Genomic DNA, 12,558 nt, shown 5'->3' on the forward strand with positions numbered 1-12,558 from the left:
GTTTTGACGCACCGTCCGAGCTGCCATCGCAAGCGAGGCGGCTTTATGGGTCGAGCCGGTGTCGATCTGTTTATCGAAGACGGCGCCTATACCACGCTTTCTTCTGCCGTGGTCATCCTAGTGGTGCTCACGCTGCTGTTTTCGTCGACGGCGGCGATATGGAGCATGTCGCGCGCGGGGGACACCCAGGTGGCTGCCGATAGCGGCGCGCTGGCGGGTGCCAACGTAGTGTCGTCCTATCACACGGCTGCCACGGTGGTTGATGCGAGCATCTTGAGTCTGGGGCTGGCGGGGTTTGCCACGATCGGGACGGGCCTGGTCGCCATCCTCATCCCGGGTGCCGAGCCGGTTGCCGGCAATATGGTCGACACCGGGATTGAGATCATTAAAACGCGCAACAAGTTTGCCAAAAGCGCATCGGAAGGCTTACAGAAAATCGAGACGGCCCTGCCGTATCTGATCGCCGCGCGTGCCACGCAGGCGGTGTCGGTGCAGGATACCGATAGTGTGACCTATACCGGTACGGCGCTTGCCGTGCCCAGGACATCCGAGTCTGACTTCGCTGCGCTCAAAGGATCAGAGATCTCGACCGATACCATTAAAGACACATCAGATGATTTAGAGGGTGCGGCCGAGGAGCTGCGGAAGGCTTCTGAGGACACGGCGAAGGCTAAAGAGCGTGCTTGGCTGGCGGATTGTGGTGGGTCTGACAAGGGCTCGGTCGGCAGCTGTTCTTGCATGTGGGAGCGTGCGAAAAGCCTAACGGATCTCTCCGGTGTTCAAAATCCGCATTACTCATCGAGCGTTACGTGGGAGCCCCAGGTTGCCCTTGATCGCGCGAAGGACTACTACCATTGGCGTCTGACAAATGAGAAGCCCCACGGCTCGAGTGTCGAGATGAAGGCAGAGTCTGCGGCGCGTAAGGCGTTTTATACCTATGCGAGCGCGGAGGTCGATCGGGCACATATAACCGAGAACGGAGACAGGGTTTCCTCCTATATTCCGCTGCTGCCGCGCAACTCTGATGAGGTTCGGGCGACGGAGCTCTATACCGATGCGGTGTGGCCGACGAGCGTGAACGATGACAAGGCGTATCTGCATTACGGGACGACCTGCCCTAACTATAAGAAAGGGACGCCGAGCGGATTTGCTTCGGTTGCCGATTACGATGGACAGGATAAATGCAGCAAATGCCATTTTGGCGTTTCGTCGCTTGGTGCTGTTGCGGCGCCTTCAACCTCTATCGAAAACGGCTTCGAATATCACTTCGACGAGTTCAAAAAGGCCTTGGAGGAATACGTCAAATGTCGGAACAAAGAGCTTGAGCTCATGCGTCAGACCGAGGATGAGGCCGACCGTGCGAGCAATGCGTTTGACCAGGCCATCAAAGCGCTTTCGGGCGAGCGTCCGCGTATCGCCCCACCTGGCCGCAACGGCGTAGTCGCCTTTGCAGTTTCGGGTGATATTGCCAGCCCCGATCAACTTAACTCTTCGTTTAACACGGCGGTTGAGCTTGGCAGTCGCGGTGCCATCTCTGCCGCGGTGCTGGCGCCCGATGAGGCGACGGCGCAAAACAACGTGCTTTCGCGATTTTTCTCAACATTGAAGGAACGCTCGGGTGGCGTTGCCGGCGTACTCGACGGCGTCATGGATGTTTGGGGACGGCTGCTCGTAGGATACGGTGATATCCAAGGTTCGGCCGACGAACTTATGGACGAGATGATTAAAGGCCTAGGAGGGGGCAGCGGCGCGTTGGGCTCCATCGCATCATGGCTCGGCGATACCGTTTCGGCGTCCGTGGCGGCGTTGGGTCTGGAACCGTGCGACTTGCGCCTGCGAAAGCCAGTGCTGACCGATTCCGCCAACGTCATTAAGAGCCCGGGGTCTGACATTGCCGGTCTCTCTCAAGCGCAAGACAAGCTGCGAAGTATTCCGTTGGGCGTGACCGATCCCAAGGCGCTTTGCGAGGCGTTGGAATATCAAGTCGAACGCACCATCAGCGGTACGGTGCTCACACTTGCGGAGATTCCTCTGCCCGGCGGCGGCTCCATCCCGCTTACCGTCGATGTCGCCACGCTGGTTGGCGCTCTGGGCGGTGGGTCGTAATGAGTATCCGCATGCGTCTGCGCGAGGAGCGCGCCCAAGCGACGGTGGAGATGGCAGTGGTTACGCCCGTTTTGCTGGTGCTGGCACTCATCGTATACAACGTCATGATCTTTGCCAGCGCTGTCGCGCGCTTCGACCGCGTGGTGCCCGACATCGTGTTGGCGCACGCCGTGGCGTCGGAGGGGGAGGGCGACGAAAGCTCTGCCGATGCCTCGGCGACGGTTCAGACTCAAATTCTGAATGCCATGAAAGGCTATGACTTGCAGATCGAAGTGTCGAGCGAGCAAGGCGCGGAGGCATCGGATGGTGGCCTGCTCTCCCTATCCGGTACGTTTAGGACCTACACCTGCACCATGCACTATGAGCCGTGGCCGACTTCTCTCAGCATCGCTGGCGTTCCGCTGGGGGCGCCGACAACGTTGTCGCACGAGCGCGCGGTGACGGTCGATCCATGGCGCCCGGGGGTGGTCATGTGACCGCGGTCTCGTCCTACATCGCCTACGCGCGGGCACTCAATAGGCTGGGTTGGACGCCGGCCGAGTTTGCGGTGGCGGAGTCGTTTGTCATGCGCCTGCGCGGCATGCTGGGACGGCGTCCGGTTGCCGCCAACGGCCTGCCGCTCGTCATGGCGTTTCCACGCTGCTCTTCGGTCCACACGTGTTTTATGGCCTATCCCATCGACATCGCCTTCATCGATCGCGACGGCAATATCCTCGCGCGCTACGAAAACGTATGTCCCTGGCGTATGTGTTCCTACCCCGGCGCCTGGGCCGCACTAGAACGCTCTTCAATCATTGTTTCGACCCCTGCTCTCCAACGCGTGCCGACTTAAGAATTGGCGACAGCGGACTTTCGTCATACGAAATTGGGTAAGTTTGGCAGGAGATTGAACAGGCTCGGCAAAGGGGTCGATGATGGGCAAGACGTATACGGCCGCTAATGGTCAGGTTGTAACGGATGAAATGATTGACGCGTGGTGTGAGTCGTACGAGCGCGGAGAGTTTCCGGATGGCGAACACACCGTTGGTGGGATCGTGCTTGGACGGCCCCCGCTCTCAGGTGAGGGGACGGCAACGCTGTCGGTCAAGATTCCTCTGGGAATGAAGGAGGCCATTCGTCGACGGGCGGCTGCCGAGGGGATGACGCCAAGTGAGTTTGCCCGTGCGGCTCTGAGCGAAAAACTTCTTGCTGCCGGCTGATGTCTCTGACGTGCCGATTTATAGAACCGAGGCTGTGCTCAAAAACTTTTTTAAAATTCTCGGTTGACCGGAACGCGTCCTTGGTTATACTAATCAAGCCTTGAAACAAGGCACACCTCAAATGGCTGGGTAGCTCAGTTGGTAGAGCAGAGGACTGAAAATCCTCGTGTCAGGGGTTCGATTCCCTTCCCCGCCACCTTGAATTGACTAGGACCTCTGCAAAGGGGTCCTTTTCTTTTATGCAGCCCCCACATGGAATCGAACCCCGTGAGGGCGCGGAGCTGAGTAAACGCGTAAGCGTTTGCCAGCGCAGCTCGCAAGGCGCGTAAGCGCCGCAGCGGTCCGTCCGCGCAGCGCGCGGACGCGATTCCCTTCCCCGCCACCTTGAATTGACTAGGACCTCTGCAAAGGGGTCCTTTTCTTTTATGTAGGGTTCTGCGGAAACTGCGTCCCAGAATAAGGGCTCAGAACGGGACACACTTTCCGGTGCCTGCCTCCGGCGCGCGTACACACCTCGTCGCACCATTCCGAGCCCGCCCGCCCCAGACATTCCTCCCACTTTCGCGTCACTTTACAGACCGTTCGGTCGCCTGTCCGCACACGCGGGTATACTCAAAACGATACTTATCCTATGCAATACGATGCGGGTTCGACCTGCATGATCCGAAGGGGGCAGTGATGGAGAGGATACTCGGCGTTAATCTCTCTGGCTGGTTTATTCCCGAGCCTTGGGTGACCCCGTCGCTGTACGCGGCGACCGGTGCATCCAACGCGGCTGAGCTACAGGAGGCCATGGGTACCGCCGCCTATAACGAGCGCATGCGCCGCCATTACGAGACGTTTGTGAGCGAGGACGATTTTCGCCGCATGGCGCAGATCGGTCTCAATGCCGTGCGTCTGCCGGTGCCCTGGTATGCCTTTGGCTCACAGGAGTCCGATGCCTCCTACATATCGGTTGTCGATTACATCGACCGTGCAATTGAGTGGGCTGCCAAGTACGACATCCGCGTGCTGCTCGATCTGGCAACCGTGCCCGGTGGCCAGGGCGATTCCAACGATTCGCCCACCACGCCGGAGGCTGTTGCCGAGTGGCATTCGTCCACCAACGGCCGTCATGTCGCACTCGACGTGCTCGAGCGCTTGGCCGATCGCTATGGCGAGGCCGAGAGCCTGCTGGGCATTGAGCTGCTGGACACGCCGCAGATGAGCGTTCGCAAGAGCCTCTTCACCATGACGGATGGCATTCCCGCTCACTACCTGCGCAATTTCTATCGCGATGCCTACGAGCTCGTCCGTTCGTATATGCCCGAGGATAAGATCGTCGTCTTCTCGTCGTCGGGGCATCCCAGCGAGTGGAAGCATTTTATGCGCGGCGCCAAGTACAAGAACGTCTACATGGACCTTCACCTGTACCATTACCGCGACGAGTATGCGCTCGACATCACGAGCCCTCGCGGGCTGACGACGGCGATTTCGCGTAACAAGCGCGAGCTTAAAGAAGCGATTTCGACTGGGTTCCCCGTGCTGGTGGGCGAATGGTCGGGCGCGGCGATCTTTGCCAACTCGTCGGTTACGCCCGAGGGCCGCAATGCCTACGAGCGCGTGTTTATCGCCAACCAGCTGGCTTCGTTTGCGCCGGCTGCCGGTTGGTTCTTCCAAACGTGGAAGACCGAGAAGCGCATTGCAGCATGGGACGCCCGCGCGGCGCTCGGTACGCTCGAGCGCGGCATGATTGAATAGGTTGATATGACGCAAAACAGCGCCCATACGGGCAAACTCTATGTGGTCGGCACGCCCATCGGCAACCTGGGTGACCTGTCCCCGCGCGTTGGCGAGGCCTTTGCCGCTGCCGATGTCATCTGCTGCGAAGACACGCGTGTGACGTCAAAGCTGCTGATGCACCTGGGCATTTCCAAGCCGCTTGTCCGTTGCGACGAGAATGTGATCGCTAGCCGCGCTGCCGGCCTGGTCGACCGTCTGCTGGCGGGGGAGACCCTCGCCTTTGCCTCGGACGCCGGCATGCCGAGCGTGTCCGATCCCGGCCAGGCGCTGGTCGAGGCGGCGCGTGAGGCCGATTTGCCCGTCGAAGTTATTCCCGGGCCCTCTGCTTGCGTCACGGCGCTTGTTTCGTCCGGCATTCCCTGCGAGCATTTTTTCTTCGAGGGCTTTTTGGGCCGAAAGCACGGCGACCGTGTGCGCCGTTTGCAGCGCCTTGCCGTGGTGCCCGGCGCACTCATCTTCTACGAGTCTCCACATCGCATCGTGGCGACGCTCGAGGCCGTGGCGGAGGTCTTTCCCCAGCGTGAGGTTGCCGTCTGCCGCGAACTCACCAAGCTGCACGAGGAGGTCTTGCGCGGGCCCGCTGACCAGCTTGCCGAGGAGCTGCGTGCTCGCGGCGAGGTAAAGGGCGAGATTGCGCTGGTCATCGCGCCGCCGAGCGAGGATGAGGAGGCCGGCATCGCGCCGGTTGGCGCTGCGGTAGCGGATCCCGACGAGGCCCTGCGCGAGGATATCCGCGCCGCGCTCGAGGAGGGGGAGCCCGCGTCTGCGGTGGCCAAGCGCCTGTCTCAGAAGTATTCGCGCCGCAAGCGCGATGTCTATGCCATGGTGCTCGATATGCAATAGATGGAGGATATCCAGCCCTTGCGCTAGAATCATCCTCTGTATGCAACGTTTTTCTGGAGGACAAACCCCATGGATCAAAGCAAGCCTTCGTTCTTTATCACGACGCCCATCTACTACGTCAACGCCGATCCGCACCTGGGCACGGCTTATTCCACCATCATCGCCGACGTTCAGGCTCGCTATCGCCGTTCCGCCGGCTATAACGTCAAGTTCCTGACCGGCATGGACGAGCACGGCGAGAAGGTCGCCGAGGCCGCAGCCAAGCATGGCATGACGCCGCAGGAGTGGACCGATAGCCAGGCCCCGCACTTCAAGGAGCTTTGGAGCAAGCTCGAGATTTCCAACGACGACTTCATCCGCACCACCGAGCCGCGCCAGCATCATGCCGTGCAGTATCTGTGGGAGCGCATGAAGGAGTCCGGTTACCTGTATAAGGGCAGCTACGACGGTTGGTATTGCGTGCCTGACGAGACCTACTTCACTGATACGCAGGTCCAGAAGGGCGACGAGGAGTACGGCAGCGTCGGCCAGCATCTATGCCCCGACTGCCACCGTCCGCTTGAGCGCGTGCAGGAGGAGTCCTACTTCTTTAAGCTTTCCGCCTTCCAGGACAAGCTTCTCAAGCTCTATGACGAGCACCCCGACTTTGTCGAGCCTGCGTTCCGCATGAACGAGGTACGTAGCTTTGTCGAGGGCGGCCTTAACGACCTTTCCGTGAGCCGCACGAGCTTTGACTGGGGCATTCAGGTCCCGTTTGACGAGGGTCACGTGACCTACGTGTGGTTCGATGCGCTGCTCAACTATATGACGGCCGTCGGCTACGGTGTCGACACCGACGAGGCGCGTGCCGAGCTGGCCTATCGCTGGCCCGCGCAGTTCCACATCGTGGGTAAGGACATCATCCGCTTCCACTGCGTCATTTGGCCCGCCATGCTCATGGCCATCGGCGAGGCCCTGCCCGAGCACGTCTTTGCCCACGGCTTCCTGACCGTGCGCAATGCCGAGACCGGCAAGGCCGAGAAGATGTCCAAGAGCCGCGGTAACGCCATCGCTCCGCAGGACGTTATCGACATGCTGGGCGTTGAGGGCTATCGCTATTACTTTATGACCGACGTGGTCCCCGGCACCGACGGCGCCATCAGCTTCGATCGCATGGAGCAGGTCTACAACGCCGATCTGGCCAACAGCTGGGGCAACCTCATTTCGCGCTCGCTCAACATGAGCGCAAAGTACTTTGACGGCTGCGCCCCGGCTAAACCGGCGTCTGCCGACGCGTTCGATAACCCGCTGGCAAAGATTGCCGACGGTTTGGTCGAGCGCTACATGGCCAAGATGGACATGCTCGATTACGGCGGAGCCAAGGATGAGGTCATGGAGCTCATCCATGCCGCCAACCACTACATCGAGGACTCCGAGCCCTGGGCGCTTGCCAAGGACGAGGCCAAGGCTGACGAGCTGGCATTTGTGATTTACAACCTGCTCGAGGCCATCCGCATCGCCGCCCACCTGCTGATGCCGCTCATGCCTCAGACTTCTGTCGAGGCTCTGCGCCGCCTGTCCTGTGAGGGCGAGGCCGCGAGCGACGACCTCAAGGGCATTTGCGCTTGGGGCCTGCTTGCTGGTGGTCAGCCCGTCGAGAAGGGCGATCCGCTGTTCCCGCGTCTGGCGTAGAGACCGCGCGAGCGCCATATCGGCAATTTGCTGTTTAGCTGTAAGGGCATGGCCGCCACGGTCCATGCCCTTTTGTTTCAAGACGCCGCCATCATGCTAAGGAGGCAACCATGACAACTTCGCCTTTGGCAAACCCCACGGCCACCAGGGAGCTGCTGGAGGAGTTTGGCCTTGCGACCAAGCATCGCCTGGGCCAGAACTTTCTAATCGACAATCATGTGATCGAGCGTATCTGCGAGCTTGCCGAGCTTGCAGGTGACGAGCGCGTACTCGAGGTGGGTCCGGGTTGTGGAACGTTGACACTTGCGTTACTGCAGGAAGCGGCGTGCGTTACGTCCATTGAGGCCGATCCCGAGCTTGAGCCGGTGCTCGATGCCCACGCCGCCGACTATGCCAACTTCCGCTTTATCATGGGCGATGCGCTCAAGGTGACGCCGGAGCAGATTGAGCAGGCCGCCGGTGGTGAACCCACGGTGTTTGTCGCGAATCTGCCCTATAACGTGGCGGCGACGATCATTCTTCAGTTCTTCCAGACGATGCCCGCGCTTAAGCGCGCTGTCGTCATGGTGCAAAAGGAGGTTGCCGATCGCATTGCCGCAGTGCCGGGCAACAAGACCTATGGCGGCTATACGGCAAAGCTCGGCCTGTATGCGCAGGTGACGGGTCGCTTTGAGGTGCCGCCGCGTTGCTTTATGCCGGCGCCGCACGTGGACTCGGCCGTCGTGCGTATCGACCGTGTTGACGGTGTGGTGCCCGAAGAACTCGATCGCGAATTTGTGGCCTGCGTGATTGACGCTGCATTTGCTCAGCGTCGCAAGACCATCCGCAATTCCATGAGCGCCAACGGTTTTGCCAAGGACGTGCTCGATGCCGCCTTTGAGGCTTGCGGTATCGCACCCACCACGCGCGCCGAGACGCTTGATGTTGCCGACTTTGTCCGTCTGGCCCAGGAGCTAATCCATGATGCCTAATGCCGAACGCGTGACGTTTACCAAGAAAAAGAAGACAGTTGCTTGTCCCGTGCCCTTGGCACCGCTTGCTGACACGCATGCGCATCTGCTTTCGTTTTGGGGCAAAGAAGTGCCCGAGACACTCGTGCGCGCCAAAGCCGCGGGCATCGACCTGTTGGTGACGGTCTTCGATCCCATTGCCGATAAGCGCAGCGTGACGGACTATAGCGACTGGCTGACGCGCGAGATTCTGCCGATGCAGGATATCCCGCAGATCAAGTATCTTGCCGGCGTGCATCCGTATGGCGCGCCGGACTATACCGACGACGTTCACGCACAGGTCGTTGCCGCACTCGATGACCCCTTATGCGCCGGTATTGGCGAAATCGGCCTGGACTACCACATGGACTATGATGACGATATCGCGCCGGCACCTCTTAACGTGCAGATTGACTGCATGGCGCGCCAGCTCGAGCTTGCCGCGTGCCGTAACGTGCCGGTGGAGTTGCACCTGCGGCACGAGGACTCGGATGGGGAGCGCACCTCGCATATGGATGCGTACAACGTGCTTCGTGAGGTGGGCGTGCCCCAGGCCGGTTGTGTGCTGCACTGCTTTGGCGAGGACCGCGCCACGATGGAGCGCTTTGTGAAGCTGGGCTGCTATATCGCCTATGGTGGTGCGGCCACCTTTAAGCGCAACGACGACGTGCGCGAGGCATTTGCGGCGACCCCGCTCGACCGCATTTTGTTCGAGACGGATTGCCCGTATATGGCTCCGGAGCCCATCCGCGGTCTTGAATGCGAGCCCGCAATGATCTCCATTACGGCAAACGCGCTGGTTAACGACCGTGTCGATCGCACTGGTGAGGACGCCGAAACAATCGCGCAAGCCGCTTGGGAAAATGCCTGCAAACTTTTTCAAAAATAGTTCTTGCGTTCGCGATGGCGCTCCGTTATTCTAATTCCTGCACGCGGGCGTGGCGGAATTGGCAGACGCGTACGGTTCAGGTCCGTATGGGGGCAACCCCATGAAGGTTCAAGTCCTTTCGCCCGCACCATTGATTGAAAGAGCTCCCAGCAATGGGGGCTTTTTTGTTATGTGCCCATCGCAGGGACTTGAACCTGTGAAGGAGCGAGCGTCAAGAAAACGCGGAGCGTTTTTAGCGAGCTGGCGAGTCCGCCGGCAGGCGGGCGAAGCCGGTGCGGATCCGCGCAGCGGATAGGCGGACGTCCTTTCGCCCGCACCATGGATTGAAAGAGCTCCCAGCAATGGGAGCTCTTTTTGTTGTGCACGATCTCCTTGGACGGGTATCCTAGTACCAACGTGTGCCTATCAGAGGAGAGACCATGCTGTTTTCCGGTATCATCGCCGCCCTTACCAGCCTTTTGATTCCCATCATCATCCTGTTGCTGCTGCTCCCCAACGCCTGTTATGTCGTTGAACAGCAGCACGCCGTAATCATCGAGCGCTTGGGTAAGTTCAACCGTATCGTCAACGCGGGCTTCCACGTGAAGGTGCCCGTGATCGACCGCAAGGCCGCCACGGTGAGCCTGCGCACCATGAAAAACGGTTTTGGCATCGACGTTAAGACCCAGGACAACGTGACCATCGGTCTTGAGGTCTCCGCTCAGTACCACGTGAGCTACGACATGGGCGCCGGCCCGGCAGATTCGGGCATCTACAAGAGCTACTACATGCTGCAGGAGCCCGTCGACCAGATGCGCGACTTCATCACCGACGCCCTGCGCTCCTCCATCCCCGTCTACACACTCGATGAGGTCTTTGCCAAGAAGGATGACATCGCCAAGGATGTCAACGCTACCGTTTCCGAGCAGATGGCCGCCTACGGCTTCACCCTCGTGTCGACGCTCATCACCAAAATCGCACTGCCGACCGAGGTTGAGAACTCCATGAACGACATCAACGCTGCCCAGCGCAAGCGCGCTGCCGCGCAGGAGCTCGCCGAGGCCGACCGCATCAAGCGCGTCACCGAGGCGACCGCCGAGGCCGAGGCTATGGAAAAGGCGGGCGAGGGCATCGCCAACCAGCGCAAGGCCATCGCGCTGGGTATCAAAGATTCGCTCGAGATCATCCAGGAGACGGGTGTCGGCAATGACGAGGCCAACCAACTGTTCATGTTTACGCAGTGGTCCGAGATGATGACGGAGTTCGCTCGCACGGGTAAAACCTCGACGGTCGTGCTGCCGAGCGACTTTTCGCAGTCGGCCTCGATGTTCGAGCAGATGCTGGCCGCCGGCAAAGTTCAAAACGATTCGAAGGAGTAGACGCGCGTGAAATACACCGTCGTTTGCGTCGGTAAGCTCAAGGAGCGCTTTTGGAAGGACGCGTGCGCTGAGTACACCAAGCGCCTAGGTGCCTATGCCAAGGTGGATATCCGCGAGGTGGCCGATATCGACCCGGCTAAGGCGGGCGGCGTGGATGCCGCGCGCGACAAGGAGGGGGCGGCGATTCTTGCCGCCTTGCCATCTCGAGCGCATGTGATCCTGCTGGCTATCGAGGGCAAGGAGCGCTCGAGCGAGGAGTTTTCGGCGAGGCTCGACGATCTTATGCTGCGAGGCAGCAGCGACATTGCCTTTGTAATCGGCGGTTCGGACGGCGTGAGCGATGACGTGCGCGCACGAGCCGACGAGATGCTCAGCTTTGGACGCATTACCTTGCCGCATAACCTGGCGCGTGTGGTGCTGCTGGAGCAGATTTACCGTGCCTGCAAGATCAGTCGTGGCGAGCCGTATCACAAATAGGTCGGCAATACGAAACAATGGCGTGGGACAATACCTTTCGTTTTGAGGAATGTGTCTGAAAGGACTATGCGATATGAAGATTGGATTTGTCGGTTTTGGCAATATGGCGAGCGCTATGGCCGATGGCTGGATCGCTGCCGGTGTAGCTGCGAGCGACATGTGCGCCTGCGCGGGTCGCTACGACGCACTGGTTGAGCGTTGCGAGGTGCGCGGCATGGTCGCCTGCCACGATGCCGCCGAGGTTGTCGCCGCATCCGATATCGTGGTCGCTGCGGTCAAACCGTACATGATCGAGAAGGTATTCGCCCCGCTCAAGGATGCTCTTGCCAAAAAGGTCGTTCTGTCGGTTGCCTGGACCTGGGACAGTGCCAAGTGGGAGCAGGTCCTGCCGGGCGTCGCGCATATCTCGACGGTGCCCAACACGCCGGTTTCGGTGGGCGAGGGCGTCATCGCCTGCGAGAAGGCTTCGACGCTTAACGACGAGCAGCGTGCTGTGGTGCTCGACCTGCTCGGTAAGCTTGGCGCTGTCGTCGAGCTCGACACAAGCCTGCTGTTTGTGGGCGGCACGGTGGGTGGTTGCGCTCCGGCGTTTGTCGCCATGGCAATCGAGGCCCTGGGCGATGCGGCGGTCAAGCACGGTATCCCGCGTGCGGATGCTTATCGCATTGTGAGCCAGATGGTGCTGGGTACGGCAAAGCTGCAGCTTGCAACTGGCCAGCATCCTGCGGCGATGAAGGATGCCGTATGCTCGCCCGGCGGTGCCACCATCAAGGGCGTCGTTGCACTCGAGGACGCCGGCATGCGCAGCGCCCTGGTCAAGGCAATCGACGCAACCCTCCAGTAAAACCGACCAAAAAAGGGACAGTTTATTTTGGCAGGTTTTTCCTGCGGTTTTGTCCTTTTAGCGAAAAGTGCCCCGCAACTGGCTCAATTCCAGTTGCGGGGCACTTGCGTTTGCCCAGATAAAACCGACCAAAATAAACCTGTCCCTTTTTGGCAGGTTAGTCCCAGAAGCTGTCTTCTTCGTCCTCGGACTTGGGGCCGCGGTCGACATACATCTTATGGGTGCGCTTCTCCATTACAAAGGCAATAATCGCAAACAGCAGGATGCCGCCGGCGAAAAGGATGGCAAAACCGGTGCGGGTGCCAAACAAAAAGGAAAAAACTGCGTCCATTGGGTGCCTTCTTGCGTAGTTGAGTTGGGTCGTAAACGCTCATAAGTATATACTTGCCCATACATGTAC

The 12,558-nt window shown here is 59.8% G+C and carries 13 protein-coding genes and 2 tRNA genes; 14 read left to right on the forward strand and 1 reads right to left on the reverse strand.

The annotated features are described in order from the left end of the window. The first annotated feature begins 45 nt into the window (after positions 1 to 45). From DXD77_RS04675 to proC, 14 genes are all read left to right on the forward strand, one after another. On the forward strand, positions 46 to 2,106 hold the full coding sequence (locus DXD77_RS04675) for a hypothetical protein (protein ID WP_117645939.1): 2,061 nt from the start codon (positions 46 to 48) through the stop codon (positions 2,104 to 2,106). Continuing rightward, complete coding sequence (locus DXD77_RS04680) at positions 2,106 to 2,582, forward strand: TadE/TadG family type IV pilus assembly protein (RefSeq protein WP_055250534.1); 477 nt, start codon at positions 2,106 to 2,108, stop codon at positions 2,580 to 2,582. Before DXD77_RS04675 ends, DXD77_RS04680 begins: the two co-directional genes overlap by 1 nt. Continuing rightward, entirely contained in the window at positions 2,579 to 2,938 is a 360-nt protein-coding gene (locus tag DXD77_RS04685) for a DUF192 domain-containing protein (protein WP_055250533.1), read from the forward strand. The genes DXD77_RS04680 and DXD77_RS04685 overlap by 4 nt, the downstream gene beginning before the upstream one ends. A gap of 82 nt (positions 2,939 to 3,020) precedes the next feature. Next, complete coding sequence (locus DXD77_RS04690) at positions 3,021 to 3,305, forward strand: ribbon-helix-helix domain-containing protein (RefSeq protein ID WP_117563700.1); 285 nt, start codon at positions 3,021 to 3,023, stop codon at positions 3,303 to 3,305. Between the two features lie 123 nt (positions 3,306 to 3,428). Next, positions 3,429 to 3,501: transfer RNA gene (locus DXD77_RS04695), tRNA-Phe, on the forward strand. A gap of 482 nt (positions 3,502 to 3,983) precedes the next feature. After that, positions 3,984 to 5,045, forward strand: coding sequence for a glycoside hydrolase family 5 protein (locus tag DXD77_RS04700; protein WP_055309641.1), 1,062 nt, complete (start codon positions 3,984 to 3,986; stop codon positions 5,043 to 5,045). Between the two features lie 6 nt (positions 5,046 to 5,051). Continuing rightward, positions 5,052 to 5,930, forward strand: coding sequence for a 16S rRNA (cytidine(1402)-2'-O)-methyltransferase (gene rsmI, locus DXD77_RS04705; RefSeq protein ID WP_055250527.1), 879 nt, complete (start codon positions 5,052 to 5,054; stop codon positions 5,928 to 5,930). 69 nt (positions 5,931 to 5,999) lie between these two features. Then, positions 6,000 to 7,601 (forward strand): methionine--tRNA ligase, encoded by a 1,602-nt coding sequence (gene metG / locus DXD77_RS04710; RefSeq protein ID WP_117563697.1) that lies wholly within the window; start codon positions 6,000 to 6,002, stop codon positions 7,599 to 7,601. 110 nt (positions 7,602 to 7,711) lie between these two features. Next, positions 7,712 to 8,572, forward strand: coding sequence for a 16S rRNA (adenine(1518)-N(6)/adenine(1519)-N(6))-dimethyltransferase RsmA (gene rsmA / locus DXD77_RS04715; protein WP_117563696.1), 861 nt, complete (start codon positions 7,712 to 7,714; stop codon positions 8,570 to 8,572). Next, the gene (locus DXD77_RS04720) at positions 8,562 to 9,479 is read left to right on the forward strand and encodes a TatD family hydrolase (protein ID WP_117647926.1); all 918 of its coding nucleotides are present in this window, start codon (positions 8,562 to 8,564) and stop codon (positions 9,477 to 9,479) included. The genes rsmA and DXD77_RS04720 overlap by 11 nt, the downstream gene beginning before the upstream one ends. Positions 9,480 to 9,522: 43 nt before the next feature. Next, positions 9,523 to 9,609 (forward strand) — tRNA-Leu (locus DXD77_RS04725). A gap of 289 nt (positions 9,610 to 9,898) precedes the next feature. Then, positions 9,899 to 10,837 (forward strand): SPFH domain-containing protein, encoded by a 939-nt coding sequence (locus tag DXD77_RS04730; RefSeq protein WP_055250521.1) that lies wholly within the window; start codon positions 9,899 to 9,901, stop codon positions 10,835 to 10,837. Positions 10,838 to 10,843: 6 nt separating this feature from the next. Next, entirely contained in the window at positions 10,844 to 11,314 is a 471-nt protein-coding gene (gene rlmH / locus DXD77_RS04735) for a 23S rRNA (pseudouridine(1915)-N(3))-methyltransferase RlmH (RefSeq protein ID WP_117563694.1), read from the forward strand. A 73-nt stretch (positions 11,315 to 11,387) separates the two neighbouring features. Next, positions 11,388 to 12,158 (forward strand): pyrroline-5-carboxylate reductase, encoded by a 771-nt coding sequence (gene proC / locus DXD77_RS04740; protein ID WP_117647928.1) that lies wholly within the window; start codon positions 11,388 to 11,390, stop codon positions 12,156 to 12,158. A 157-nt stretch (positions 12,159 to 12,315) separates the two neighbouring features. On the opposite strand, the gene DXD77_RS10465 is transcribed toward proC, so the two are convergent. Then, positions 12,316 to 12,489, reverse strand: a complete 174-nt coding sequence (locus DXD77_RS10465) for a DUF6724 family protein (RefSeq protein ID WP_168170424.1) — start codon at positions 12,487 to 12,489, stop codon at positions 12,316 to 12,318. Positions 12,490 to 12,558 lie beyond the last annotated feature (69 nt).

Origin of the sequence: Collinsella sp. TM09-10AT (genome assembly GCF_003436275.1) — a bacterium.
Lineage (GTDB): Bacteria > Actinomycetota > Coriobacteriia > Coriobacteriales > Coriobacteriaceae > Collinsella.

Bases quoted from the DNA above. Each gene is read 5' to 3' on its own strand.
- DXD77_RS04675 (WP_117645939.1), top strand. From the start codon at position 46: ATGGGTCGAGCCGGTGTCGATCTGTTTATCGAAGACGGCGCCTATACC.
- DXD77_RS04680 (WP_055250534.1), top strand. From the start codon at position 2,106: ATGAGTATCCGCATGCGTCTGCGCGAGGAGCGCGCCCAAGCGACGGTG.
- DXD77_RS04690 (WP_117563700.1), top strand. From the start codon at position 3,021: ATGGGCAAGACGTATACGGCCGCTAATGGTCAGGTTGTAACGGATGAA.
- DXD77_RS04700 (WP_055309641.1), top strand. From the start codon at position 3,984: ATGGAGAGGATACTCGGCGTTAATCTCTCTGGCTGGTTTATTCCCGAG.
- rsmI (WP_055250527.1), top strand. From the start codon at position 5,052: ATGACGCAAAACAGCGCCCATACGGGCAAACTCTATGTGGTCGGCACG.
- metG (WP_117563697.1), top strand. From the start codon at position 6,000: ATGGATCAAAGCAAGCCTTCGTTCTTTATCACGACGCCCATCTACTAC.
- rsmA (WP_117563696.1), top strand. From the start codon at position 7,712: ATGACAACTTCGCCTTTGGCAAACCCCACGGCCACCAGGGAGCTGCTG.
- DXD77_RS04720 (WP_117647926.1), top strand. From the start codon at position 8,562: ATGATGCCTAATGCCGAACGCGTGACGTTTACCAAGAAAAAGAAGACA.
- DXD77_RS04730 (WP_055250521.1), top strand. From the start codon at position 9,899: ATGCTGTTTTCCGGTATCATCGCCGCCCTTACCAGCCTTTTGATTCCC.
- proC (WP_117647928.1), top strand. From the start codon at position 11,388: ATGAAGATTGGATTTGTCGGTTTTGGCAATATGGCGAGCGCTATGGCC.
- DXD77_RS10465 (WP_168170424.1), bottom strand. From the start codon at position 12,489: ATGGACGCAGTTTTTTCCTTTTTGTTTGGCACCCGCACCGGTTTTGCC.